Genomic DNA, 23,691 nt, shown 5'->3' with positions numbered 1-23,691 from the left:
ACCACATAATTACTACTAAATATTGCTTATGCTAGATATAACGCATAGCTTATGATCTATGCATCAATCGATTCCATTGCGTTTGTCTATCCCGATCGTCTGACGAGCCTTCCACCACCATGCATGTCTCACTGCGCCAACTGCGAGTCTTCGAAGCCGTCGCGCGCCACAACAGCTACACGCGCGCGGCCGAGGAGCTGCATCTGAGCCAGCCGGCGGTGTCGATGCAGGTGCGTCAACTGGAGGACGAGATCGGGTTGTCGCTGTTCGAGCGCTTGGGCAAACAGGTCGTCCTTACCGGAGCCGGACGCGAGGTGTTCCACTACAGTCGCGCCATCGGCCAGTCACTGCGCGAGATGGAAGAGGTGCTGGAGTCGCTCAAGGGCGTCAGCCGGGGCAGTCTGCGCATCGCCGTGGCCAGCACGGTCAACTACTTCGCGCCGCGTCTGATGGCCATCTTCCAGCAGCGCCATCCGGGGATCGGGCTGCGGCTCGACGTCACCAATCGCGAGAGCCTGGTACAGATGCTCGACAGCAACTCGGTCGACCTGGTGCTCATGGGCGTGCCGCCGCGCAATGTCGAGGTCGAGGCCGAAGCCTTCATGGACAATCCGCTGGTGGTGATCGCGCCGCCCGATCATCCGCTGGCCGGCGAGCGGGCCATTCCGCTGGCGCGGCTGGCCGAAGAGACCTTTGTGATGCGCGAGGAAGGCTCGGGCACCCGGCAGGCGATGGAGCGCTTCTTCAGCGAACGCGGCCAGACGATCCGCCACGGGATGCAGATGACACGCAACGAGGCGGTCAAGCAGGCGGTGCGTTCGGGGCTGGGACTGAGCGTGGTCTCGCTGCACACCATCGAACTGGAGCTGGAGACGCGGCGGCTGGTGACGCTGGATGTCGAGGGGTTTCCGGACCGGCGTCAGTGGTATCTGGTCTATCGGCGCGGCAAGCGGCTCTCGCCGGCCGCCGGCGCCTTTCGCGAATTCGTGCTGAGCGAAGCGGCGCGGATCGCACTGCCGACTCGGGTGATTCAGGCGGTTTAGCCTTCGCACCTTTCCGGCTCGCGCCAAACTCCTTACCATGCACCGACATTCAATGAACCAGGGCGCGCTCGACCCGAGCCGTCATCAACCCCCACTCGGAGCAACACCCGAATGATCAAACTGACCACCAACCACGGCGACATCCTGATCGAACTCGACGCCGAGAAGGCCCCCAAGACCTGCGCCAACTTCGAGCAGTACGTCCGTGACGGTCACTATGACGGCACCCTCTTCCACCGCGTCATCGACGGCTTCATGATCCAGGGCGGCGGCATGAACCCGGACTTCAGCCAGAAGCCCACGCGCGCCCCGATCGAGAACGAGGCCAAGAACGGACTCAAGAACCAGGCCGGAACCATCGCCATGGCGCGCACCATGCAGCCGCACTCGGCGACCTCGCAGTTCTTCATCAACGTCTCCAACAACGACTTCCTCGACTATCCCGGCCAGGACGGTTGGGGCTACTGCGTCTTCGGTCGCGTGGTCGAGGGCATGGAGACGGTCGAGGCCATCAAGGGCGTGCGCACCGGCAGCCGCGCCGGACACCAGGACGTCCCCATGGAAGACGTGGTCATCGAAAAGGCCGAGATCGTCTGACCAAACCGCACGGCTTCCTCCCCCCAACAGCCGCCACGACGCCCGCCGAGCGGGTCGGGTGGCGGCTGACGGGGGTGTCGACCGCATGGATGCGGTCGTCAAGCCTCCAGGGAGGGATTCACGGCGTCCCCCGACAGCCGTTACCCGACCCGCTCCCCCACCAGACAACCCGCCGCGCCCCCCGAGTCGACAGCCAAACTCCCGACTCAGAGCAGAAACAGCGTCGCCAACCCCAGAAAGATGAAGAACCCCCCGGAATCGGTCAGCGCCGTGATCATCACCGAACCGCCGAGCGCCGGATCGCGCCCGAACCGCTGACGCATCAGCGGAATCAGCACCCCAGCCGTGGCCGCCAGCAACAGATTGAGCGTCATGGCCCCGATCATGACCGCACCCAACGCCGGATTGCCATAGAGCCCCCAGACGACCGCCCCGATCACCCCGCCCCAGACCACGCCGTTGATCAGCGCCACACCGACCTCCTTGCCCAACAGACGCCACACCGCCGACGGCTCGACCTGCCCCATCGCAATGGCACGCACGATCATCGTAATCGTCTGATTGCCCGCATTCCCCCCGATCCCGGCCACGATCGGCATCAACGCCGCCAGCGCCACCAGTTGCGCGATCGAATCCTCGAACAGCCCGATCACCCGCGAGGCGACGAAGGCCGTCACCAGATTGATCGCCAGCCAGGCCCAGCGGTTGCGCACCGAACGCATGATCGGCGCGAAGATGTCCTCCTCCTCGCGCAGACCGGCCTGACTGAGAATCTCGGCCTCCGACTCCTCGCGAATCCGGTCGACCATATCGGCCACCGTCACCCGCGCGATGACCCGCCGCTCGCCGTCGACCACGGGCACCGAGATCAGGTCGTAGCGCTCGAAGGCCGCCGCCGCTTCATCCGCATCGTCCTCGGGCGCGAACGTCACCAGCGACCTGGACTTCATGACCTCGGAGACGAGCCGCTCCGGATCGTTGATCAACAGAGACTCCAGGGTCAGGATGCCGCGCAGACGCTCCTCGCGATCGACGACGAACAGCTTGTCGGTATGATCCGGCAGCTCCTCGAACCGGCGCAGATAGCGCAGCACCACCTCCAGCGTCACGTCCTCGCGCACCGTGACCATGTCGAAGTCCATCAGCGCCCCGACCGTGTCCTCCGGATAGGACATGGCCGCGCGCACATGCTCGCGCTCCTCCTGATCGAGCGTCTCGAGCACGTCCTCCACCACCTCGGGCGGCAGATCGGGCGCCAGGTCCGCCAACTCGTCGGCATCGAGCGACTCGGCCGCCGCGCGGATCTCGTTGCTGTCCATGGTCTCGATCAACGACGGACGCACCGCGTCCGAGACCTCCAGCAGGATCTCGCCGTCCTTGTCCGAGCGCACCAGATCCCACACCAGCCGGCGCTGATCGCGCGGCAGCGCCTCCAGGATGTGCGCGATGTCGGCCGGATGCAGCCGGTCGAGCTTGCGCCTGAGCCAGCCGATGGTCTGACGATGGGTGATGGAATCGACCAGATCCTGATGCGAGCCGTGCTGACGGTGCATCAGATCCTCGACCAGACGCTGACGCGAGAGCAGCTCGCGGATGTCGCGCAGATGGCGTTGCAGGACGTCTGAATCGCGGGGCGTCGGCTCGGTCATCGAGGCACTCGGCTTGAGGTCTGATCGGTTTGCACAATGCCCCGCCGATCGGGCGCGGGGCGGCTCAATGGATCGATTCGATGCATCGAATCGATCAACGGGGCGCCCGGCAGCGCTAACCGCGTCGCCGGGACCGCGAGCGTCACTATGAGTGTGCTCGGGTCGTCACCGCTTCAGGCGAGGTCGTCTCCGGATTCTAGGCGCTCACCAAAGGCAGCTCGTTGAACTGCAGCCGGTGCAGCCGCGCGTAATAGCCACCGAGCGCCAGCAGTTCCGGATGACGCCCCTGCTCGACGATCCGCCCGTCCTGCAACACCAGGATGCGGTCGGCGCTCTCGATGGTCGAGAGCCGATGCGCGATGACCAGCGTGGTGCGCTTGGCCATCAGCGTCTCCAGCGCCGCCTGGATATGACGCTCGGCCTCGGTGTCCAGCGCCGAGGTCGCCTCGTCCAGAATCAGGATCGGCGCGTCCTTGAGCATGGCGCGCGCGATGGCCAGACGCTGGCGCTGACCGCCCGAGAGCAGCACGCCCTTGTCGCCGATCAGGGTGTCGAAGCCCTGGGGCAGCGCCTGGATGAAATCGAGCGCATGGGCACTGGCCGCGACCCGCTCCAGCGCCTCACGGCTCGGCGGCTCGGCACGCCCATAGGCGATGTTGTTGGCGACCGAGTCGTTGAAGAGCACCACGTCCTGGCTCACCAGCGAGATCTGGGCGCGCAGACTCGCGAGCGTCAGCTCCCGGATCGGGACACCATCAATGCGGATCTCACCGACCGTGGGATCATAGAAACGCGGCAGCAGATTGGCGATGGTGCTCTTGCCGCTGCCGGAGCGTCCGACCAGGGCCACCTTCTCGCCCGGCTCGATGACCAGATCCAGCCCCTGCACCGCCGGGGCTTTGTCCTCCGAATACCGATGACCGACGCCGCGATATTCGACCCGCCCCTCGGTCCGTTCCAGAACCCGAGTGCCGGTGTCGGATTCCTTCTCGGCGTCGATCAGCTCGAACAGACTCTCGGCAGCGATGATGCCGCGCTGCAACTGACCATTGACCGCCGTCAGCCGCTTGACCGGCGGCAGCAGCAGCCCCATGGCGACCACGAACGACATGAAGGTGCCGACCGAGATGTTCTCCTTCAGTCCCTGCATGGTCGAGAGATAGACCACCACCGCGATCGCCGCCGCCGAGATCAACTGCACCAGCGGCACGCTCGCCGCCTCGGTGGCGATCAGCTTCATCTGGAGCGAACGGGTCTTCTCATTGATTTGCCGGAAGCGCTGCGACTCGCGCGCCTGACCGCCGAACGCCTTGACCAGCCGCTGACCGTCGATCACTTCCTGGGCGACATGGGTCAGATCACCGACCCGATCCTGGATACGCCGGCTGTGGCGCCGGAAGCGCTTGGTGGCGTACTTGACCGCACCAGCCATCACCGGACCGATGACCAGAAAGATCAGCGACAACCCGGCGTTCAGATAAAGCATATAGGCCATGAGCCCGATCACGGTGAAGCCGTCGCGCACCAGAGTCGTCACTGCGGAGGTCGCGGCATTGGCCACGTTCTCGACGTTGTAAGTGAGCTTGGCCAGGATGTGACCCGAGCCATGGGTGTCGTAGAACCGCGCCGGGGCGCGCAGCAGATGTTCGAACATCTCCTGACGCAGATCGGCCACCACCCGCCGCCCGACCCAGCTCAGGAAATAGGTGTTGACGAACCCGGCGATGCCGCGCACCACGAACAGCCCCACCAGCAGCCAGGGCATGAGCCGCACGATCTCGATGTCGCGATCGACGAAGCTGCCGTCGATCAGCGGCTTCATCATGGCCGCGAACAGCGGCTCGGTGACGGCGAACACCAGCATCCCGGCGATCGACAGCCCGAAGATGCGCCAATAGGGCCGGACATAGCCGAGCAACCGCCGATAGACGACACGCGCGTCTTCCGGGGAGATCACCGCGTCCCGACTCATGGCGCGGCGCCTTCCGAGCGGGTCGCGGCGAAGGCGAGACGGGTCAAGCCAGCCTGGCTGGCCGCATCCATGGCGGTCATCACCGCTTGATGGGGCGTGGCGGCGTCGGCCTGGATCAGCACCGGGATCGTGCTGTCCTCGCCACGGCGTTCGGTGAGCAGACGCGCCAGGGTCGCCGTCCGGGTGTCGCTGACCTCGCGATCGTCGACGAAGAAGCGCCCGGCCCGATCGATGACGATCCGGATCATGGCCGGCTCCTGGGCCGGAATGTCCTCGCCCTGGGCCTGCGGCAACTGCACGCGCAGACGCGCCTCGTCCTTGAAGGTGGTCGAGACCATGAAGAAGATCAGCAGCAGGAAGACGACATCGATCAGGGGCGCCAGATTGATGTCGACCGGCTGGCGGCGATGCGGACGCAGATTCATCGCGGCGCCTCTCCGCTCGCCTCGCGCTCGCCCTTGAGCACCTCGACCAGCCGCAGCGCCTGCTCCTCCATGTCGAGCGCGATCCGCCCGACCTTGCTGTCGAAGAAGCGGTGGAACATGAGCGCCGGAATGGCCACCGAGAGTCCGGCCGCCGTGGTGATGAGCGCCTTGGAGATGCCGCCGGCCAGCACACCAGCATTGCCCACGCCCGCCTCCATGATGACCCCGAAGACGTCGATCATACCCAGCACGGTGCCGAGCAGGCCCAGCAGGGGCGCAATCGCGGCGATGGTGCCGAGCGTGTTCAGGAAGCGTTCGAGCTGGGCCACCACATGGCGGCCGGCGTCGTTGATGGCGTCCTTCATCACCTCGTGCGAGTGATGACGGTTGACCAGACCGGCCGCCAGCAGACGCCCGAGCGGCGAGCCGTCACGGATCTGGGCGATGGCGACCTCGTTGAGCCGCTGCTCCTGATGCAGGCGCCAGATCCGCTCCACCAGCCGCTCCGGCATGATGCGTGAGCGACGCAGGGTCCAGGCGCGCTCGATCACGATCGCGGTCGCCAGCACCGAACAGGCCAGGATCGGCGCCATCAGCCAGCCGCCGGCATACATGAGTTCAAGCAAGGACAGTCTCCTCCACGGTCTGCAAGCCCTGGGCGCATCGTTTATTTCAGACCGAGCATGATACTCGAAGCACGCCCTGATCGACATGAACACATTATGATTAGATATTCGACTGGACAGATCGGTGTCGATGGTCTATCTAAATCCTCCATGGAAAGCTGAAATCTTGGTTTTTCGGTTGCATTTCGTGATAATCAGGCCCCTGAAATCCTGTTCAAAATCACTCTGAAAACCCGGATCGCCCGCTTTTCGTGACCATGAATCATGGCCGCCATCCGGAATCCATGAATCGAGATGAAAACGAAGCGTCAAATTCATTCGCCAAGATGTCGCCGGCAACGACAGGGTTTCACGCTCATGGAACTGTTGGCGGTCCTATCCATCGTTGCGATCCTGGCCGCACTGTCGGTACCGTCCTATCAGCAGCACGTCCGGCAGGCGCGACGCGCCGACGGTCAGACGGCGCTGCTGCGGGTGGCCATCGCGCAGGAGCGGTTCAGGGCGAGCTGTCTGCGTTATGCCGATCGGGTCGATGGGACGCCGGGCTGTACGCCAGGCGCCGAGAGTCTTGGACTCGGATTGAGCACGCACAGTCCGGATGGACACTATCGGATCGACCTGCCCAGCGCCGACGCGGGCGGATTCCTGGCACGCGCCGAGCCCATCGGCCATCAGGTCGGCGATCGTGCGCGCGGCGTCGCCTGCAATCCGCTGACGATCGACCAGGATGGTCGACGGGAGCCGGGTGCATGTTGGTGAAGGCGCCCATTGGACGCGCCGCACGCCTGCGGGGCGTCACCCTGCTCGAACTCCTGATCGTGGTCACGATCCTGGCCCTGCTGCTCGGGATCGCCCTGCCCTCCGCGCAGGATCTGATCGAGCGCAATAGACTCAAGGCCGCCGCCCATGCCCTCGCCGAGGATCTGCAATGGACCCGCTCGGAAGCCATCAAGCGCAATCGGGTGCTTGGATTCAGCGTCGATACCGAACACTGGTGCTACGGCGTCACGGATCGGCCGACGGGCTGCGATTGTCGGCTGACGCCCGACAGCGAGGAGGCCTGCCGGATCAAGCGCGTCCTGGGAGAGACCTTCCCCGGCACACGGATCACATCGACATTGAGCCTCACCCGCTTCGAGCCGCGCCGGGCCACGGCCATAAACGGCAGTCTGACCCTAAGTTCGCCGAGCGGCGCCGAGATCCGCGTCGTGCTCTCGCGGCTCGGACGGGTGCGTTTCTGCACGCCCAACGCTGGATTGCCGGGCTATGACGCCTGCGGCTGAATCAGCGATCGGGCCGCGACGTCAGCGCGGTGTGACCCTTATCAGCCTGATGGTCGGGCTGGTGGTCGGCCTGCTGGTCCTCTCGGCCACGCTCCAGGCATACATGCTGATCTCGGAGGGGGCGCGCGACACGCTCAGACAGGCGCGGCTCGATCAGGAACTGCGCGCCGCGCTCGACGTGATGCGGATCGACATCCGTCGCGCGGGCCACTGGGATCCGCCCGATCTCGATGGACAGGGCGATCCCGATCCGCTCGACAACCCCTTTCAGCGCCGATACGGGACGATCGACAACGATCTCTGCGTCGACAACGACGACGGCGATTGCACCGCGCCTGTGTGCACAACCAGCTATGACTCGGGCGAGTGCCGCGCCTGGGTCCAGACCGGCTCCTGTCTCACCTACGGTTACGACTCCGACGGTGATGGACGCATCGGCCTCCGCGCCTGCGCGGCGGGCGTCGGCGAATCCGAGTGTCCGCGTCCGAGCGGCGCGCCCTTCGAGGCCGCCAATCAGGAACCCTATGCCTGGCGTGCCTGGTATCCACCTGACGCGGCCACTCCCAGCCAAGCCATCGAGATGGAGATGCAGGGATTCCGCTGGCGCCGGGGTGGGATCGACATGCGCGTCGGACGCCGGAATGCCGAGGATCTGAGCTTCGGCTGCAACACCGGGAGCTGGGAGCGCATCACCAGCCCGGACATCGAGATCACGGCGTTGACCTTCAGCGTCACGACCCGGGTCGTCAACGACCAGGCGGGCCAGTCGCCGGATGCCCCGTGCGAACCCGGAGACCGCTGCCGCTGGGTGCGCTCGGTCGGCATCGAGATCAGCGGCCAGCTCGCTGGCGAGGCCGCCAGTCGGCGCCAACTCGTCACGCGCGTGGCGGTGCGCAACGACCGGCTCGTCCGGACACCCTGAACCCCGGTCGACAGACAGCGCCATGCCCAGGAATCCCACACAAATCCATCGGCGCCAGGACGGTTCCATGACCCTGCTGTTCGGTCTGATGCTCCTGATCGGCGCCGGCATCCTGGCTTTCAGCAGCGCGCGCACCGGCGTGGTGGAGCAACGCATCGCCACCAACGAGCAGCAGTCGATCCTGGCGCAGCAGGCCGCTCAGGCCGGGCTGGACTATGCCTTGGCCTGGCTCGGCGCCCAGGTCTGGCGACCGGGCGATGCCGTGCCGAGCGTGCCCGAGCTGTCGGCGGAGGACGGTCAGCGCTTCCGGGTGGAACTTCAGTTCAGTCGCCGCACCAATGCCGTCTGCGTGCGCTCACGGGCGAGCTCGGATCAGGATCCCGGTCTGGAGTCGATCGCGCGCGAATGCTTCACCCAGACCGGGCTGTTCGACGTCGCTCCCGAGACCCGAGCGCCGCCGCCCCTGGTGCTCGCCGGCTGTCTGGAAGAACCGCTGGAGCCGAGCGAACTCTGGCGGCTGGACGAGGACGCGCCGGCCATCCTGAGCGGCCGCGCAGCGGATGCGGACTGTCTGCCGCAGGGACAACTGGCGGTCGGGGTCTGGAACGACCGCAACGCCGATCGCGTCCTGACGCCGGACGAAAAGGGGCAGAGTGCCGATCTGGAGCGCGCGCGGATCGACGGTTGTCCAGGCGCGCACTGCGTCTGGAATCAGGTCTTCGCCCTGCCGCTGGCCGAGGCCAAGCGCCGCGCCGAGGCGGCCGGGCATGTCTTCGCCGACCGGATTCCCTGTGGCGCCACCGAACCGCCCGGACTCTATCTGATCCATGTCTCGGGGACCATCGATGCCTTGCGCCTGAGCGGCTTCTGTGCCGAAGACATCGGTGTCGACAGCCGGACCATCGGCACACCGGATCGGCCGATCCTGCTCATCGTTCCGAGCGAGGCCGGCTGTCCGCGCTTCGCCCCGGACATCCGGGTACATGGGATCGTCTATTACGAATCGGGCACGGCCTGTGCCGGTCAGGGCTGGGGCGGCGCACGCCTTCAGGGCGCGGTTCTGTGGGAGGGCGATGTCCAGGCACCGGCGCTGGACTCGGTCTTCATCGAGACCGACTGGGGCGCGGCCAGCGCCCTGAACACGGCCTTTCAGGTCATCGACGGCGCCATCCGGGTTCCGGGCACCTGGCGCGACTGGTGATCGGTGGATATCCGTATCAGCGGGAGAACACGAAACATGCGACGAACCACATTCGATCAGGGTCGGCGGCGCGACCAACGCGGCTTCAGCCTGAACGAAGCCCTGATCTCGCTCACCGTGCTGACCTCGGGCCTGCTCACGCTCGCCCAGTTCCAGGGCGATCTGCACGAGAACCGGCGCCAGACCAAGGCCCAGACCACGGCCATCAATCTGGTGCTCGACAAGGTCGAGGAACTGCGTGATCTGGCCGCCGGCGGCGAGACGCTCCAGGACGGGGAGGACATCGCCGCCGAGCGACCGGGAGACAGCACCCGTTTCGCGCGCTCCTGGACCATCCGGCCCGGCGCACAGTCCGGCGTCGATGAGGTCCGGGTCGTCGCCCGCTGGGAAGGCGCCGGGGGCGAGCTCCGGACGACCGGCCTGCGCACCCTCATCGCCCCCTGAGTTCGAGCGGTCGCGGTTTGAAAATCGCCGACGAGCGACCACATCGGGGAAGGACTCTTCAGCAACCAGTCAGGCGATTCGAGCATGGACTATCTGAGCCTTTCACGCGCCGCGCGACTCGCGGGCGTCACCCGCGCCGAACTCCAGGCCCGCATCCGGCGCGGCGAGATCCCGACCTTCGAGGGCGCGGTGGCGGTCAACGATCTATTGCGCGCCTATCCGAGCGTCAGCCTCGCCAACGACGACGCCCTGGAGCGGACCACGCGCATCAAGGCGCTCGCCCATCCCAGGTTCCACGCTGGCGGCGGCGAGACCACCCTGCCCGATCCCGAGGTGCTGCTCTCAAGGCTCCAGGGGTTGAGCGCCGGCCTCGCCGACCGTGCCGCGCGGCTGGAATCGGCCACGGAACTGCTGGACCAGATCGGCGAGCAGGTCGACGAACTCTGCCGGCTGCCGCGCGGTCAGCTCGAGGAATCCCTGCTCGCGCTACGCGACTGGCTACGCGGCGAACGCGCGCGACTGGCCGCCGAAGCCAATCCGGACCAGCGCGCCCAACTCATCGTCAAAGATGCCTTTTTGCGACTCATGGCCGCCAACGTCAAACTCATCCCCAGCGGGCACGACTTCTTCGTCGAGGGCAACGAATCCATTCTCGAAGCCTCGGTGCGCGCGGGCCTGACACTCAACTACGGCTGTTCCAGCGGCAACTGCGGCGGCTGCAAGGCGCGCGTGGTCAGCGGCGAGACCTGGCGTCTGCGCGAGCACGACTATGTGATCAGCGAACGCGAGAAGGCGATGGGCTATATCCTGACCTGCTCGCACACAGCCGTGACGGATCTGGTGCTGGAGGCCGCCGAGGCCAATCGGGCCGAGGATCTGCCCTATCAGGAGATCCGTGCCAGTCTGCGCAAGCTCGAACGGCTCGGCCCGGATCTGGTCGCGCTCAGCATCCAGACCCCGCGTACCCAGACGCTGCGCTTCATGGCCGGACAGCGGGCGCTCCTGACCCTGGAGAGCGGCGAATCGCGCGAGCTGCCGATCGCCAGCTGTCCCTGCAACGGACGCCACCTGTGGTTCTATGTCCGGCGTCAGGCGGATGCCTTCTCGGAGGCGGTGTTCGGCGGGCTGCGTCCGGGACAGCTCGTCACCGCCAGCGGACCGCTCGGAGACTTCGTGCTGCGCGACGAGGCGTCGGAACCGGCGATCTTCATCGCCCATGGCGACGGCATCGCGCCGATCAAGAGCCTGATCGAGCACGCGGTCTCGATCGATCACATCGAGTCATTCCAGCTCTATTGGGATACGCCGTATCCGGAGGCCCATCATCAGGCCCAGTGGGGACGCGCGCTGCGGGATGCGTTGGACAACTTCGGCTTCACGCCGCTGGTGAGTGGGCGTGTCGAGGATCTGATGGCGTTGATTCGCGCCGATCTGACGGAGCCGACCGGGGCGCGCTTCTATGTCGCCGGGCCGGCTGAATCCGTGAGGGCGACGCGCGCGGCACTGCTCGTCCTGGGTGTCGAGGCCGAGCGGATCGCAACCGAAGAGACGGCTACCTGATCGCGCTCGCTCGTAGCGTTCAGGCCGCCCTTGGCCTGGACTGCTCCGGGGGCAGGAACACCGTGCCCTTGCCGAAACGGTTGACTGCGACATCGCGCACCCAGCCCGGGGCATCGGCATAGAGCCGGATATAGGTGCAGCCCAGATTGCCCTGTACCTTGGAAGCCACCCAAGTGTCCAATTCTCTTTGTCTTTTTTCCATTGCACTGACTCCGAACGAACGTCTGTCTCTCCTCACTGGAGCCTAGGAGACGACCACGGGGGCGTATCCGCACGGCTCCGACTTCCTGAGTCGTTCGGGCTTGTAAGGCGCGAGCGCTCAGTGTTATTGCGCCTCAAGCATATGTTCTCGGTAGCGGGTGTTCAATAGTTCAGTTCCCGTCGGTATACAGTCGGCCCGCCTTGGGCCGCATCCCTACAAACGCTCGCTCAGGTCGCGCATGGCGAAACCGATCCAGGGGCCGTCGACACCCTTGGCGAGCCCGAGTACTTTGAAGCGCTCGCCCATGGCTGTCGGCAACAGTAATTGTTTGGCGCCTAGCGCTTGGTCGAGTGCGGCCTCCGGCGACGCGGTCTGCATCAAACGGTCGATGCCGCAGCCGATCAGGAAGTGTGCTTGGGTCGTGAAACCGGCCAGCTCGAACCCGGCGGTGACGCCAGCCTCGGCAACGGCGGTGAAGTCGACATGCGCCGTGATGTCCTGGAGCCCGAGATGAACATAGGGGTCTGAGTGGGCCTGGTGGCGATAGTGACAGCGTAGTGTGCCCATATGACGCTCAGGCTGATAGTACTCGGCGCATGGATAGCCGTAGTCGATCAGGAGGACCAGACCGCGTTCCAGTGCGCTCGACAGGGCTGAAAGCCAAGGGGCCAGACGCAGATTGATCTCGGACTCGTAGCCAGGCGTATCGGCTAGCCCAACCAGGTGCAACGCTGACACAGCCTCGACCAGTCCCGACGAGATCGGCGGAACGGCGACCTCGACGAGTCGAGCATCCGCCTCAGTGACGCCGATCTCCAGGATCTCACCGTCAGCACCGATGCGAAAGCGATGCACCGGCATGGCGTCCAGCACTTCGTTGGCGATCACGACTCCAGCGAAACGCTCGGGCAGGGTCGTCAGCCAGTCGCAGCGGGCGAGCAGGTGGGGCGCGGCGGCCTCGATGGCAGTACGCTGGCGTTCCTGGAGATCCGGGCTGGGTTCGAGGATCCGATAGCGTTCGGGCAGCTGCTCCAGCGACTCCAGTTCCAGCAGGATCTGCACGGCCAGCGCCCCGCTGCCGGCGCCGAACTCCAGAATCTCGCCGTCGTCGAGTCGTTCCAGCGCTTCGGCGCACTGGACGGCGAGACAACGCCCGAACAGCGGCGAGAGCTCGGGCGCGGTGACAAAGTCGCCGCCCGGCCCTAACTTGGGCGCTCCCGCGACGTAGTAGCCGAGTCCGGGCGCATAGAGCGCCAGTTCCATGAAGCGGTCGAAGGCGAGCACGCCGCCCCGCGCCCGGATCTCGGCGCGGATACGGTCTTCGAGTCGGCGGCTGATATCGGTCGCGTGGTCAGTCATGGCGCAGTCTCATCACCTCTACGCAACGGCCTTGAGTTCCAGTTCCAGGTGCACCGCGTCATAGGGGAAATGGAGCTTGCCGTCGGGCAGCTTGTCGATCACGCCAGCTTTGACGAGCGCCTGAGCATCGGTATGCACACCCTTGACATCCCGCCCGACGCGCCGCGCCAACTCACGCACACCAACCGGCCCTGCTCCGGTCAAGGCTCGCAGCAGCGTCCAGCGCCGAGCCGTCAGCACTGTGAAGAGCTGCTCCTCGGACGGAAACGATAAGACAGGCGCCGATGGCTCCGAGCTTTCCAACGCGGCCAGCATCCGCGCCTTGGTCGTTTCCAAATCGCAAACATCGATCATCAGGGTGCGCATGGTCTGATCCTCATAGCAGAGTAGAGACATCGGCGAAGAAATCGTCCAGCAACTGACGCAGAGAAACGAAGACATACGGCATTTCGCGTTCGTCCACGCCCAAGTGCTTGTGATCGCCTTTACCGGCTTCGTTGTCATAACGCAGCACACAGCGACCATTCACAACGAGCACGAGGCGGTATTTATAACGATGATCGCTGCCTCGCACGGGTTCAGGGACTTCCCAAACCTTCAACTCAACGAAGGCGTCGTCAGTCAGGGAGCGGCGGATGTCATGAAGGGCAACGGCTGGCATGTTGTGACTTTAGAAACAGGCCGAACGTGTTGTCAATCAAGAAACGGAGAGGCGAGCAACCTGCCATATCTCAAACGCGCACACCGCGCTCGATGACGACCCCGACATCGACCCCCTCCCCCACCGCGCCCGGCTTGTTGAGACTGAGCCGCAGCCAGGGAATGCCGAACTCGCGCATCAGGAGCGCCGCGCACTGCTCGGCCAGCGTCTCGACCAGCTCATGCCGGTTGTGCGTGACCACATCGGTCAAACGACGGGTGACGGCGTCATAGTCGAGCGCATCGGCGATACGATCGCTCGCCGCCGCGCGTGCCACGTCGCTGGCCATCTCCAGATCCAGGATCACCGGGCGCGTGGTCTGTTTCTCCCAGTCGTGGATGCCGATCCGGGTGTCGAGGCGCAGGCCGCGAATGAAGACGATGTCAGTCATGGTACAGTTTCGAGCCTCGTGTCCGATTCCAAACTCAGATTCTACCCATGATCACAGCCACACTGCTCATCATCGCCGCCTATCTGCTCGGCTCGGTCTCCAGCGCCATCATCGTCTGCCGCCTGATGGGGCTGCCGGACCCGCGCACCCAGGGTTCGAACAATCCGGGCGCCACCAACGTCCTGCGCATCGGCGGCAAGAAGGCCGCCGCCATCACGCTCGTCGGCGACAGCTTCAAGGGGCTGATCCCCATGCTCGTCGGCCATGCCCTGGGCGCCGGCCCCGCCGTACTCGCCGGGATCGGACTGGCCGCCTTCATCGGCCATCTCTACCCGGTGTTCTTCGGCTTCAAGGGCGGCAAGGGCGTGGCCACGGCGCTCGGCGTCCAGTTCGGACTCTATTGGCCGATCGGGCTCTGTGTCGCGGCTGTATGGCTGTTCGTGGCCAAGGTGCTCAAGATCTCCTCGCTCTCCGGCCTGATCTCCATGGCGCTGGCGCCGGTCTTCGTCTGGCTGTTCTGGGACGAGAAGGCGCTGATCGGGATGCAGCTCATCATCACCGGCCTGCTGATCTGGCGTCATCGCAGCAACATCCGCAACCTGCTCGACGGCACCGAGGACCGAATCAGCGCCAAGGCATCCTCCGACTGAGGTAGCGGCGACCTTTGATCGTAGAGGCGGCTCAAGCCGCACCGACACACTCAGGTAGATCATTTGAACCGCCAAGGCGCCGACAAATGCGCCGAAACACGCACCCGGAGCCGCTCATGTCCTTCCTGCGTCGCACCATCCTGCTTTGGTCACTGGTTTGGCTCGCACCCTCAGCCGCCGCCGACTGCACCATCCGCACCGGCGCGGTCTATTTCGAGGACGGCACGCTCCACTATCGCGAGGCGGGCGCCGGGCCGACCGTGGTGCTGCTGCACGGACTCTTCGCCCAGAAGGAACAATGGGATGCCCTACTGTGCGAACTGGCGGCGAGCGGACGACGCGCCCTGGCGCCGGATCTGCCGGGCTATGGCGAGAGTCGCGACTTTCCGCTCGCCGTCTATCCGCTCGAATTCCAGGCCGAGCGGCTGCATACGCTGATCCTCGAACTGGGTCTGGACCGCCTGGATCTGGCCGGCAACTCGATGGGCGGAACCATCGCCGCCGAGTACGCCGCGCGCTACCCCGACCGGGTCCGGACCCTGGCCTTCATCGGCGCACCGCTGGGGGCCGTCGACTGGTCCGAGGGCGTCCGGTCGGCCATTCGCGATGGGATCAACCCCTTCATCCCACTCGACCGGGATCAGTTCGCGCTCGAGATGCGCCTGCTCTTCGCCGAGCCGCCCGAGATCCCCGACTCCATCGTGGAGGCGTCCGTCGCCGAGTATCGCGAGCGCCAGCTCCACTACCGCCAGGTCTGGGACATCGTCAATCTCGACGCCGATCTGCTCCGGATGCAGAGCGACGCACGGCGCCACCACCGGCCACCGCCACCACCGCCGACGCTCATTCTCTGGGGTGAACGCGACGGCATCTTCGAGGTCTCGGGCGCACAACCGTTCCAGGCGCGCCGTCCGCGCAGCCGACTGGAGATCCTGCCCGAGACCGGACATCTGCCGATGCTGGAGCGTCCCGCCGAGACGGCGGCGGCCTATCGGCGTTTCCTGGATGGCCCGGAGCCGACCGGACGCGACATCCATCGGGGCCAGAGTCGATGAACGCCTCGGATGCGAAGTCGGCTCCAGACGCGATCCATCCAACCGATGGACTCGATCGGCTGGTGGTCAGCAGCCACCTCCATCGCTCGGTGCTCGACGCCCTGCCGGCGCAGATCGCCGTGCTCGATCAGGAGGCCCGGCTCATCGCGGTCAACCGCGCCTGGCGCGCCTTCTCGGCGGCACAGGGCCGCGACGATCGCGCCTGGAAAGACCTCGATCCCCGGACGCTCGCCGCCTGCCGCTGGTCGGGCGAGCACCCGGACGCGACCGCGCTCACGACGGCCCGTGGCATCGAGGACGTCATCCAGCGCCGCCGCCTGTGCTTCAGTGTCGAGTACCCCTGTCACACGGAACGACGTCAATACTGGCTGCTGATGCGCGCCTTCCCCCTGGAGGGCGAACAGGAAGGCGCCGTCGTCACCTATCTGGACATCACCGAGCGCCGGCTGGCCGAGGAGGAGGCACGGCGTGCGCGCGACGCCCTGGCCCAGGTGGCGCGGCTCAATGCCGTCGGCGTGCTGGCCTCTTCGCTGATCCATGAACTGCTCCAGCCGCTGAGTTCGGCCAGTTTCTACTGTAGCGCCGCCGGTCAGCTCGCCGAGGGACCGGCCGCCAACCCTGAACGTCTGGTCGAGGTCATCCGACGCATCGACGATCAGGTCCATCGTGCGGGCGACATCATGGAGCGTCTGCGCGCCTTTCTGCGCGGGCGCAAGATGCACCGGGTGCAGACGCCGGTCGATCAGGTGCTCAAACGCGCCCTGGATCTGGTGCGCTGGTTCGCCGCCGACCGTCAGGTGAAGCTGGATCTGGTCGCGCCCGAGCAAATGCCCGAGATCGAGAGCGATCCAGTCCAGATCGAACAGGTATTGGTCAATCTGATCTGCAACGCGGTGCAGGCGATCGACACGGCCGGATGCGTCCGGCGTGAGGTGCAGATCGAGGTCGTGCCCTGTCAGGGCGAGATCGAATTCGTCGTGCGCGACACCGGGCCGGGCCTGCCGCCCGGACGCCATGCGGCCGTCTTCGATATCTTCGAATCGAGCAATGATTCGGGGCTGGGGTTGGGATTGGCGATCAGTCGCGCGATCGCCGAGGACCACGGCGGACGACTCTGGGCCGAGCCGGAGCCGCCCGAGGGCGCGGTCTTCCATCTCACACTGCCCACCGCCTGGGACGACGAACTCGGCGATCCCAGCCCGCCGCTCTAGCGCGCCGCGATCCCCGTCCGACCTCACGCACCGCGCACGGGTTCCAGCTCCTCCATCGGCCAGCGCGCGCGGGGCTTGAAGGCGAGCGGTTCGGTCTGACCGGCCAGCAGGCGTTGACAGCCGGCGAAGGCGATCATGGCGCCGTTGTCGGTGCAGAGCGCCGGACGCGGATAATAGGTCTGTCCGCCCTCGGCGGCGATCGCCTGATTCATCCGCTCGCGCAGACGGCGGTTGGCGCTCACCCCGCCGGCGAGGATGAGACGTTGGCGTCCGGTCTCGCGCAGAGCGCGCCGGCACTTGATGACGAGGGTGTCGACCACGGCCTCCTCGAAGGCGCGCGCGATGTCGGCGCGGGTCTGCTCGGGGTCGGCGGCCTGGGGCAGTTCACGGTGCAAGGTGTTGAGGGTGAAGGTCTTGAGTCCGCTGAAGCTGAACTCCAGCCCTGGACGGTCGGTCATGGGCCGGGGGAAACGGAAGCGCTTCGGATCGCCGCGCTCGGCCAGCCGCGCCAGCTCGGGACCACCCGGATAGGGCAGCCCCAGGATCTTGGCCGTCTTGTCGAACGCCTCGCCTGCCGCGTCGTCGAGCGACTCGCCCAGGATGCGATAGCGCCCGATGCCGAGCACGTCGACCAACTGGGTGTGTCCGCCCGAGACCAGCAGCGCCACGAAGGGGAACTCGGGCGCCGGTTCTTCCAGGAGCGGCGCCAGCAGGTGGCCCTCCATGTGATGCACTCCGATCGCCGGCACCTTCCAGGCCCAGGCCAGGGCGCGCCCGAGCGCCGAACCGACCAGCAGGGCGCCGATCAACCCCGGCCCGGCGGTATAGGCCACGCCGTCGATGCGCGCGCGATTCAGCCCGGACTCGTCGAGCACCTGATGGATCAGCGGCAGGGTCTTGCGGATATGGTCGCGCGAGGCCAGTTCCGGCACCACGCCGCCGTATTCGGCATGGATCTCGACCTGACTGTAGACGGCCTGCGCCAGCAGTCCGCGCCCGTCTTCGTACACTGCGATCCCCGTCTCGTCGCACGAGGTTTCGATTCCCAGCACTCGCATCGTCACATGCCCCGATAAAGCGGCCTGAAGCCCAATCGTCGAAAGATGGGTGCATCATAGCCTTTGCGCCGTCGCTCGACCATGCGCTATACTTCGCAATCTTTTTTACCTCGACCCCATCCATCAACCGGAGACAGCCAGGGATTCCGTCCTATGCCCAGCGTTCGCGTCAAAGAAAACGAGCCATTCGAAGTCGCCATGCGGCGTTTCAAGCGTTCCTGCGAGAAAGCGGGAGTGCTCGCCGAGGTCCGCCGTCGTGAGTTCTACGAGAAGCCGACCTCCGAGCGCAAGCGCAAGAAGGCGGCCGCCGTCAAGCGTCATCAGAAGAAGCTCCAGCGCGAAGCCCGTCGCTGGGAACGCCCGTACTGAGTCCGGCGCGTCCAGGGAGTGGCCGATACGCCTCGTCTGATCGGCCCAGCCGCTCCCCTCCGAATCCTTCAAGATCGAACTCCGTGAAGTATTGACCCATGGGTATGCTCAAGTCGCGCCTCCAGGATGACATGAAGACCGCCATGAAGGCGGGAGACAAACCCAGGCTCGGCGTGATCCGGCTGATGCTGGCCGCCATCAAGCAGCGCGAGGTCGACGAGCGCATCGAACTCGACGACGCGCAGACGCTGGCCGTGCTCGACAAGATGGTCAAGCAGCGGCGTGACTCGATCAGCCAGTACGAGGGCGCCGGGCGCGAGGATCTGGCCGAGGTCGAGCGCTTCGAGGTCGGCATCATCCAGGACTACCTGCCCGCCGCGTTGAGCGAGACCGAGATCGCCGCCCTGGTCGAAGAGGCCGTCGCGGCGTCCGGCGCCGCCGCCATGAGCGACATGGGCAAGGTGATGAACGTGCTGCGTCCCCAGATCCAGGGCCGCGCCGACATGGGCGCCGTCAGCGCCCTGGTCAAGCAGCGCCTCGGAGGCTAGACCGCGCCGCGCGTACCCGCATGGCCGGACATATTCCGCCCGAATTCATCGACCAACTGCTCGCGCGAACCGATATCGTCGAACTCATCGGCTCGCGCCTCCAGTTGCGCAAGGCCGGACGCGAATTCCAGGCCCGCTGCCCCTTCCACGACGAAAAGACTCCGTCCTTCAGCGTCAGTCCCGAGAAGCAGTTCTATCACTGCTTCGGCTGCGGCGCGCATGGGACTGCCATCGGTTTCTTGATGGAGTACGACCATCTCCCCTTCCGCGAAGCGGTGGAGGAGCTGGCCGAACGCGCCGGACTGGAGATTCCGAGCGACGGCGCGCCGATACAGGCCGCGCCGGATCATGGTCCGCTCTATCGGTTGATGGAGGATGCCGCCGTCTACTATCGTCGACAGTTGCGTGAGCATCCCGAAGCTCAACGCGCTGTCGAGTACCTCAAGGGACGCGGACTGACCGGCGAGATCGCCGCACGCTTTGGTCTCGGCTATGCGCCGGCGCGCGGTAATCCCGTGCTCACCCAGTTCGGTCGCGACGCCGCCGCGTGCGCCCGACTCCAGACGGTCGGACTGGTCTCCGAGCAGGACGGTCGGCAGTATGACAAATTCCGCGACCGTGTCCTGTTTCCGATCCGTGACCGGCGCGGGCGCGTCATCGGCTTCGGCGGTCGGCTGCTCGGCGACGGCAAGCCCAAGTATCTCAACTCGCCCGAGACGCCGATCTTCCACAAGGGCCGCGAACTCTACGGACTCCACGAGGCCCAGCAGGCCAATCGCACGTTCGAGGCCCTGATCGTGGTCGAGGGCTATCTCGACGTCATCGCCCTGGCGCAGTTCGGGATCACCAATGCCGTGGCCACGCTCGGCACGGCGACCACGCCCGAGCATCTCAACCAATTGTTCAAGCTCGCGCCGGACATCGTCTTCTGCTTCGACGGCGACCGGGCCGGACGCGCGGCGGCCTGGAAGGCGCTGGAAACCGCCCTGCCCCTGGCGACCGGGCATCAGGCGATCCGCTTTCTGTTTCTGTCCGAGGGCGATGACCCGGATACCCTGGTGCGCCGCGAAGGCGCCGAAGGCTTTCGATCGCGCCTGGAACGCGCTCAGCCGCTGTCGGATTTCCTCTTCGAGCATCTGAGCGAATCCATGGACACCACCACCATGGACGGACGCGCGCGCTTCGCCGGCAAGCTCCAGCCCTACATCGATCGCTTGCCCAAGGGACTCTATCGCGACCTGCTGGCCAAGCGGCTGGCTGACTTCACCGGCGCGCCGGTGCAGACGCTCAAGCCGGCCAATGCGCGCCGACATCAGCCCAAGGCGCGCCTCACCCAGCCCACGCGCCCGAGTCTGGTCGCCCAGGCCATTGCACTGCTGCTCGACCGCCCCGACCTGGCGCCCCAGGCGTTGACGATCAGCGACGATTGGCGCCGCTCGACCCATCGCGGCATCGACGTTCTGGCCCAGCTGCTCGACATGCTCAGCCGGTCGCCCGAACTCACCAAGGCGCGACTCCTGGAACGCTGGCGCGAGCATCCCCATTTCGGCTATCTGCAACGCCTGAGCGTCGATCCCTTTCTGCACGACATGAGCGCCGAGGGGGCCGCTGCCGAGCTGACCGGCGCCATCGAGCGTCTGAGCGACGAGGTGCGCGAGCACGAATGGCGCCAGTTGCTCAACAAGCGCAGCCCGAGCGAATGGACGCCCGAGGAACGCGCCCGACTCATCCGGCTCGACTGGAGCATTCGAGAATCGGAGCCGGACTAGATTTTTCAGCGAGATCGTCTATCTATTGTCTGGTCAGCCGCTCATAAAAACTTACTCGCACCGACATGAAACCGAATAAGTCTGTTCACGCCGTCAACGCCAGTGCGAGTGAACCCGTCTCACCCGACTCTTACGTGCGCTCAAGGTCTCGCCTGAGCGCGTCGCGGCCATGAAGCACTTGGTTATCGGGCCGATGGCCAGGATAGACACAAACAGCCTGCCGAGCCGCTACATCGACATAACGAAAATTCTCGTGTTAAACTGCGTGGTTCGCTTTCGAGCCGACTTTGGCCGCACCCAGATCTAAGGTACCCCATGGATCAAGAACAGCAGCAGTCTCAACTGAAGCAACTGATCGCCAAGGGCAAAGAACAAGGTTATCTGACCTACACCGAGGTCAACGACCATCTCCCCCCCGGCATCGTCGAGACTGACCAAATCGAAGACATCGTCAGGATGATCAACGACATGGGCATCATGGTCCAGGAGACCGCCCCGGATGTCGTCGATCACACCCTGAGCGACAGCGCCGTCTCCGACGACGAGGCCGCCGAGGCCGCCGCCGCCGCGCTCGCCAGCGTCGACAGCGAGTTCGGACGCACCACCGACCCGGTGCGCATGTACATGCGCGAGATGGGCACGGTGGAGCTTCTGACCCGCGAGGGCGAGCTTCAGATCGCCAAGCGCATCGAGGACGGACTCAATCAGGTGCTCAACGCCCTGTCGGTCTATCCGCGCTCGATCGAGAAGCTGATCGAGATCTTCGACCGTGTCGATCGCGAAGAGACCCGTCTGACCGACGTCATCTCGGGCTTCAACGACGAGTCCGCCGAGGCTGACGAGACCCTGGCGACCGATGTCCAGGCCGCGAGCGAGAGCGACGCGGACGCCGACAAGGCCGATCTGGACGTCGAGGCCGCCGACATCGACAGCGACGATGACGACGACACCGCCGTCGAGGTCGATACCGGCCCGGATCCGGAGGACGCGGCGCGCCGCGCCAACCTGCTGCGCGAACGCTATCAGACCCTGAAGGCCGCGCTCGAAGAGCATGGCCGCGACGACGAGCGCTCGCGCGAGGCCATGCAGTCGGTCTCCGAGGTCTTCCTCCAGTTCAAGCTGGTCGCGCCCGTGTTCCAGGAACTGGCCGAGCTCCTGCGTGCGACCATCGAGCGTATCCGCGCTCAGGAACGCGCGATCATGAGCCTGTGCGTCGAGCAGGCCGGCATGGCGCGCAAGGAGTTCATCGAAACCTTCCCCAGCAACGAGACCAACCCCGAGTGGCTCGACGGCCTGATCGCCGGCGGGCGTCCGTTCAGCGCGCGTCTCCAGGCGCTGGCGCCCGACATCCAGCGCGCCCAGCGCAAGCTCCAGGACATCGAGCGCGAGAATATTCTGACCATCAGCGAGATCAAGGAAGTCAATCGCAAGATGTCGATCGGCGAGGCCAAGGCCCGGCGCGCCAAGAAGGAGATGGTCGAGGCCAATCTGCGTCTGGTGATTTCGATTGCGAAGAAATATACCAATCGCGGGCTGCAATTCCTGGATCTGATCCAGGAGGGCAACATCGGTCTGATGAAGGCGGTCGACAAGTTCGAATACCGGCGCGGCTACAAGTTCTCGACCTATGCGACCTGGTGGATCCGGCAGGCGATCACGCGCTCGATCGCCGATCAGGCGCGCACCATCCGCATTCCGGTGCACATGATCGAGACGATCAACAAGCTCAACCGCATCTCGCGCCAGATGATCCAGGAGATGGGTCGCGAGGCCACGCCGGAAGAGCTGGCCGCGCGCATGGACATGCCCGAGGACAAGGTGCGCAAGGTGCTGAAGATCGCGAAAGAGCCGATCTCGATGGAGACGCCGATCGGTGATGACGAGGACTCGCATCTGGGCGACTTCATCGAGGATTCGGGCGTGATCTCGCCGCTCGATTCGGCGACGGCTGAGGGGTTGCGCGAGGCGACGCAGAATATGCTCGCCAGTCTCACCTCGCGTGAGGCCAAGGTGTTGCGGATGCGTTTCGGCATCGATATGAACACCGACCACACGCTCGAAGAGGTCGGCAAGCAGTTCGACGTCACCCGCGAGCGCATCCGCCAGATCGAGGCCAAGGCGCTGCGCAAGCTGCGTCACCCGACGCGATCGGATAAACTACGCAGCTTCCTCGACAACGAATGATCGGACTTGGCGCCAGGGAGGGCGCAACAGTCCATCACTGCTCTTCGGGCCGTTAGCACAGCGGTTAGTGCAGGGGACTCATAATCCCTTGGTCGTAGGTTCGAATCCTACACGGCCCACCACTCAGCTCTTGAAAGCGAAGCGATTATGGGCTTCGTCTAGCATTCAATCTGCTCAACCCGTGCTTGATGACCCCCGAGCGTCTCAGCGGCAAACACCTGATCCTCGATCTGCGCGCCATCGACGAGCGCCAACAGCACTACTGTCAAGTCCCCGGAGATTGTAGACGCGCTTTTTGAAGAGTTCAGGGCGTTTCTCGCGCCAGTTCATCGGCGGCGGTCAGACCGGCGGGACCGCCGCCGATGATGATGGCCGAGGTCTTCGTCTGTTTCACTCCAGGCCCGCCCGATGCCGTATCCCGGTAGCAAAAGGCTGTATGACAGCGCCTGCAACTGCCTGTGTTTTCGATTGAT

The 23,691-nt window shown here is 65.4% G+C and carries 26 protein-coding genes and 1 tRNA gene; 16 read left to right on the top strand and 11 right to left on the bottom strand.

Going from position 1 to position 23,691, the window contains the following annotated elements:
• Positions 1 to 119: 119 nt before the first annotated feature.
• Positions 120 to 1,043 (top strand): LysR family transcriptional regulator, encoded by a 924-nt coding sequence (locus HW932_RS03770; protein WP_176975152.1) that lies wholly within the window; start codon positions 120 to 122, stop codon positions 1,041 to 1,043.
• Between the two features lie 111 nt (positions 1,044 to 1,154).
• Complete coding sequence (locus HW932_RS03765; RefSeq protein ID WP_176975151.1) at positions 1,155 to 1,640, top strand: peptidylprolyl isomerase; 486 nt, start codon at positions 1,155 to 1,157, stop codon at positions 1,638 to 1,640.
• A 206-nt stretch (positions 1,641 to 1,846) separates the two neighbouring features.
• On the opposite strand, the gene mgtE is transcribed toward HW932_RS03765, so the two are convergent.
• The 4 genes from mgtE to HW932_RS03745 all read right to left on the bottom strand — a co-directional run bounded on the left by mgtE (position 1,847) and on the right by HW932_RS03745 (position 6,312).
• Positions 1,847 to 3,289 carry a magnesium transporter gene (mgtE, locus tag HW932_RS03760; RefSeq protein WP_176975150.1) on the bottom strand — a complete coding sequence of 481 codons (1,443 nt, stop codon included), beginning with the start codon at positions 3,287 to 3,289 and terminating at the stop codon, positions 1,847 to 1,849.
• A 196-nt stretch (positions 3,290 to 3,485) separates the two neighbouring features.
• Positions 3,486 to 5,261, bottom strand: a complete 1,776-nt coding sequence (gene msbA / locus HW932_RS03755; RefSeq protein WP_176975149.1) for a lipid A export permease/ATP-binding protein MsbA — start codon at positions 5,259 to 5,261, stop codon at positions 3,486 to 3,488.
• Complete coding sequence (locus HW932_RS03750; protein WP_176975148.1) at positions 5,258 to 5,686, bottom strand: ExbD/TolR family protein; 429 nt, start codon at positions 5,684 to 5,686, stop codon at positions 5,258 to 5,260. Before HW932_RS03750 ends, msbA begins: the two co-directional genes overlap by 4 nt.
• Positions 5,683 to 6,312: a MotA/TolQ/ExbB proton channel family protein gene (locus tag HW932_RS03745; protein ID WP_176975147.1), complete on the bottom strand. Its 630-nt coding sequence runs from the start codon at positions 6,310 to 6,312 to the stop codon at positions 5,683 to 5,685. Before HW932_RS03745 ends, HW932_RS03750 begins: the two co-directional genes overlap by 4 nt.
• Before the next feature lie 294 nt (positions 6,313 to 6,606).
• Here HW932_RS03745 and HW932_RS03740 point away from each other — a divergent pair, with 294 nt between their 5' ends.
• The 6 genes from HW932_RS03740 to HW932_RS03715 all read left to right on the top strand — a co-directional run bounded on the left by HW932_RS03740 (position 6,607) and on the right by HW932_RS03715 (position 11,722).
• Positions 6,607 to 7,071 carry a type IV pilin protein gene (locus tag HW932_RS03740; RefSeq protein ID WP_176975146.1) on the top strand — a complete coding sequence of 155 codons (465 nt, stop codon included), beginning with the start codon at positions 6,607 to 6,609 and terminating at the stop codon, positions 7,069 to 7,071.
• A complete protein-coding gene (locus HW932_RS03735; RefSeq protein WP_176975145.1) occupies positions 7,062 to 7,595 on the top strand; it encodes a GspH/FimT family pseudopilin in 534 nt (177 codons plus the stop codon). The genes HW932_RS03740 and HW932_RS03735 overlap by 10 nt, the downstream gene beginning before the upstream one ends.
• A complete protein-coding gene (locus tag HW932_RS03730) occupies positions 7,579 to 8,517 on the top strand; it encodes a PilW family protein (protein WP_176975144.1) in 939 nt (312 codons plus the stop codon). Before HW932_RS03735 ends, HW932_RS03730 begins: the two co-directional genes overlap by 17 nt.
• Before the next feature lie 67 nt (positions 8,518 to 8,584).
• Positions 8,585 to 9,718: a pilus assembly PilX family protein gene (locus HW932_RS03725; RefSeq protein ID WP_246296642.1), complete on the top strand. Its 1,134-nt coding sequence runs from the start codon at positions 8,585 to 8,587 to the stop codon at positions 9,716 to 9,718.
• A gap of 36 nt (positions 9,719 to 9,754) precedes the next feature.
• Positions 9,755 to 10,162 (top strand): type IV pilus modification PilV family protein, encoded by a 408-nt coding sequence (locus HW932_RS03720; RefSeq protein WP_176975142.1) that lies wholly within the window; start codon positions 9,755 to 9,757, stop codon positions 10,160 to 10,162.
• Positions 10,163 to 10,246: 84 nt separating this feature from the next.
• Positions 10,247 to 11,722: a 2Fe-2S iron-sulfur cluster-binding protein gene (locus HW932_RS03715; protein ID WP_176975141.1), complete on the top strand. Its 1,476-nt coding sequence runs from the start codon at positions 10,247 to 10,249 to the stop codon at positions 11,720 to 11,722.
• A gap of 19 nt (positions 11,723 to 11,741) precedes the next feature.
• Here HW932_RS03715 and HW932_RS03710 read toward each other — a convergent pair whose 3' ends face one another.
• From HW932_RS03710 to folB, 5 genes are all read right to left on the bottom strand, one after another.
• The gene (locus tag HW932_RS03710; RefSeq protein ID WP_343046954.1) at positions 11,742 to 11,891 is read right to left on the bottom strand and encodes a hypothetical protein; all 150 of its coding nucleotides are present in this window, start codon (positions 11,889 to 11,891) and stop codon (positions 11,742 to 11,744) included.
• Positions 11,892 to 12,137: 246 nt separating this feature from the next.
• Entirely contained in the window at positions 12,138 to 13,283 is a 1,146-nt protein-coding gene (locus HW932_RS03705; RefSeq protein ID WP_176975139.1) for a class I SAM-dependent methyltransferase, read from the bottom strand.
• A gap of 18 nt (positions 13,284 to 13,301) precedes the next feature.
• A complete protein-coding gene (locus tag HW932_RS03700; RefSeq protein WP_246296641.1) occupies positions 13,302 to 13,679 on the bottom strand; it encodes an HVO_A0114 family putative DNA-binding protein in 378 nt (125 codons plus the stop codon).
• Positions 13,660 to 13,944, bottom strand: coding sequence for a toxin-antitoxin system TumE family protein (locus tag HW932_RS03695; protein ID WP_176975138.1), 285 nt, complete (start codon positions 13,942 to 13,944; stop codon positions 13,660 to 13,662). Before HW932_RS03695 ends, HW932_RS03700 begins: the two co-directional genes overlap by 20 nt.
• Positions 13,945 to 14,014: 70 nt before the next feature.
• A complete protein-coding gene (gene folB, locus HW932_RS03690) occupies positions 14,015 to 14,374 on the bottom strand; it encodes a dihydroneopterin aldolase (protein WP_176975137.1) in 360 nt (119 codons plus the stop codon).
• A 47-nt stretch (positions 14,375 to 14,421) separates the two neighbouring features.
• On the opposite strand from folB, the gene plsY reads away from it, so the two are divergent.
• The 3 genes from plsY to HW932_RS03675 all read left to right on the top strand — a co-directional run bounded on the left by plsY (position 14,422) and on the right by HW932_RS03675 (position 17,290).
• Positions 14,422 to 15,024 carry a glycerol-3-phosphate 1-O-acyltransferase PlsY gene (gene plsY, locus HW932_RS03685; RefSeq protein ID WP_176975136.1) on the top strand — a complete coding sequence of 201 codons (603 nt, stop codon included), beginning with the start codon at positions 14,422 to 14,424 and terminating at the stop codon, positions 15,022 to 15,024.
• A gap of 116 nt (positions 15,025 to 15,140) precedes the next feature.
• Entirely contained in the window at positions 15,141 to 16,079 is a 939-nt protein-coding gene (locus HW932_RS03680) for an alpha/beta fold hydrolase (RefSeq protein ID WP_176975135.1), read from the top strand.
• A complete protein-coding gene (locus HW932_RS03675; protein ID WP_176975134.1) occupies positions 16,076 to 17,290 on the top strand; it encodes a sensor histidine kinase in 1,215 nt (404 codons plus the stop codon). Before HW932_RS03680 ends, HW932_RS03675 begins: the two co-directional genes overlap by 4 nt.
• A 23-nt stretch (positions 17,291 to 17,313) precedes the next feature.
• Here HW932_RS03675 and tsaD read toward each other — a convergent pair whose 3' ends face one another.
• Positions 17,314 to 18,348 carry a tRNA (adenosine(37)-N6)-threonylcarbamoyltransferase complex transferase subunit TsaD gene (gene tsaD / locus HW932_RS03670; RefSeq protein ID WP_176975133.1) on the bottom strand — a complete coding sequence of 345 codons (1,035 nt, stop codon included), beginning with the start codon at positions 18,346 to 18,348 and terminating at the stop codon, positions 17,314 to 17,316.
• A gap of 153 nt (positions 18,349 to 18,501) precedes the next feature.
• On the opposite strand from tsaD, the gene rpsU reads away from it, so the two are divergent.
• The 5 genes from rpsU (at position 18,502) to HW932_RS03645 (ending at position 23,340) form a co-directional block, all read left to right on the top strand.
• Entirely contained in the window at positions 18,502 to 18,717 is a 216-nt protein-coding gene (rpsU, locus tag HW932_RS03665; protein WP_005220880.1) for a 30S ribosomal protein S21, read from the top strand.
• Between the two features lie 104 nt (positions 18,718 to 18,821).
• A complete protein-coding gene (locus HW932_RS03660; protein WP_176975132.1) occupies positions 18,822 to 19,265 on the top strand; it encodes a GatB/YqeY domain-containing protein in 444 nt (147 codons plus the stop codon).
• A 20-nt stretch (positions 19,266 to 19,285) separates the two neighbouring features.
• Entirely contained in the window at positions 19,286 to 21,034 is a 1,749-nt protein-coding gene (gene dnaG / locus HW932_RS03655) for a DNA primase (protein WP_176975131.1), read from the top strand.
• Between the two features lie 315 nt (positions 21,035 to 21,349).
• On the top strand, positions 21,350 to 23,218 hold the full coding sequence (gene rpoD / locus HW932_RS03650) for an RNA polymerase sigma factor RpoD (protein ID WP_176975130.1): 1,869 nt from the start codon (positions 21,350 to 21,352) through the stop codon (positions 23,216 to 23,218).
• Positions 23,219 to 23,264: 46 nt separating this feature from the next.
• Positions 23,265 to 23,340: transfer RNA gene (locus tag HW932_RS03645), tRNA-Ile, on the top strand.
• A gap of 182 nt (positions 23,341 to 23,522) precedes the next feature.
• Here HW932_RS03645 and HW932_RS22090 read toward each other — a convergent pair.
• A complete protein-coding gene (locus HW932_RS22090) occupies positions 23,523 to 23,612 on the bottom strand; it encodes an FAD-dependent monooxygenase (RefSeq protein WP_343046953.1) in 90 nt (29 codons plus the stop codon).
• Between the last annotated feature and the right edge of the window lie 79 nt (positions 23,613 to 23,691).

Origin of the sequence: Allochromatium humboldtianum (assembly GCF_013385175.1) — a bacterium.
GTDB lineage: Bacteria > Pseudomonadota > Gammaproteobacteria > Chromatiales > Chromatiaceae > Thermochromatium > Thermochromatium humboldtianum.
This window is presented reverse-complemented; position numbering and strand designations above follow the sequence as displayed.

Coding starts and splice junctions, on each gene's coding strand:
- HW932_RS03770 (WP_176975152.1), top strand. CDS start 120: ATGCATGTCTCACTGCGCCAACTGCGAGTCTTCGAAGCCGTCGCGCGC.
- HW932_RS03765 (WP_176975151.1), top strand. CDS start 1,155: ATGATCAAACTGACCACCAACCACGGCGACATCCTGATCGAACTCGAC.
- mgtE (WP_176975150.1), bottom strand. CDS start 3,289: ATGACCGAGCCGACGCCCCGCGATTCAGACGTCCTGCAACGCCATCTG.
- msbA (WP_176975149.1), bottom strand. CDS start 5,261: ATGAGTCGGGACGCGGTGATCTCCCCGGAAGACGCGCGTGTCGTCTAT.
- HW932_RS03750 (WP_176975148.1), bottom strand. CDS start 5,686: ATGAATCTGCGTCCGCATCGCCGCCAGCCGGTCGACATCAATCTGGCG.
- HW932_RS03740 (WP_176975146.1), top strand. CDS start 6,607: ATGAAAACGAAGCGTCAAATTCATTCGCCAAGATGTCGCCGGCAACGA.
- HW932_RS03735 (WP_176975145.1), top strand. CDS start 7,062: ATGTTGGTGAAGGCGCCCATTGGACGCGCCGCACGCCTGCGGGGCGTC.
- HW932_RS03730 (WP_176975144.1), top strand. CDS start 7,579: ATGACGCCTGCGGCTGAATCAGCGATCGGGCCGCGACGTCAGCGCGGT.
- HW932_RS03725 (WP_246296642.1), top strand. CDS start 8,585: ATGACCCTGCTGTTCGGTCTGATGCTCCTGATCGGCGCCGGCATCCTG.
- HW932_RS03720 (WP_176975142.1), top strand. CDS start 9,755: ATGCGACGAACCACATTCGATCAGGGTCGGCGGCGCGACCAACGCGGC.
- HW932_RS03715 (WP_176975141.1), top strand. CDS start 10,247: ATGGACTATCTGAGCCTTTCACGCGCCGCGCGACTCGCGGGCGTCACC.
- HW932_RS03705 (WP_176975139.1), bottom strand. CDS start 13,283: ATGACTGACCACGCGACCGATATCAGCCGCCGACTCGAAGACCGTATC.
- HW932_RS03700 (WP_246296641.1), bottom strand. CDS start 13,679: ATGTCTCTACTCTGCTATGAGGATCAGACCATGCGCACCCTGATGATC.
- HW932_RS03695 (WP_176975138.1), bottom strand. CDS start 13,944: ATGCCAGCCGTTGCCCTTCATGACATCCGCCGCTCCCTGACTGACGAC.
- folB (WP_176975137.1), bottom strand. CDS start 14,374: ATGACTGACATCGTCTTCATTCGCGGCCTGCGCCTCGACACCCGGATC.
- plsY (WP_176975136.1), top strand. CDS start 14,422: ATGATCACAGCCACACTGCTCATCATCGCCGCCTATCTGCTCGGCTCG.
- HW932_RS03680 (WP_176975135.1), top strand. CDS start 15,141: ATGTCCTTCCTGCGTCGCACCATCCTGCTTTGGTCACTGGTTTGGCTC.
- HW932_RS03675 (WP_176975134.1), top strand. CDS start 16,076: ATGAACGCCTCGGATGCGAAGTCGGCTCCAGACGCGATCCATCCAACC.
- tsaD (WP_176975133.1), bottom strand. CDS start 18,348: ATGCGAGTGCTGGGAATCGAAACCTCGTGCGACGAGACGGGGATCGCA.
- rpsU (WP_005220880.1), top strand. CDS start 18,502: ATGCCCAGCGTTCGCGTCAAAGAAAACGAGCCATTCGAAGTCGCCATG.
- HW932_RS03660 (WP_176975132.1), top strand. CDS start 18,822: ATGCTCAAGTCGCGCCTCCAGGATGACATGAAGACCGCCATGAAGGCG.
- dnaG (WP_176975131.1), top strand. CDS start 19,286: ATGGCCGGACATATTCCGCCCGAATTCATCGACCAACTGCTCGCGCGA.
- rpoD (WP_176975130.1), top strand. CDS start 21,350: ATGGATCAAGAACAGCAGCAGTCTCAACTGAAGCAACTGATCGCCAAG.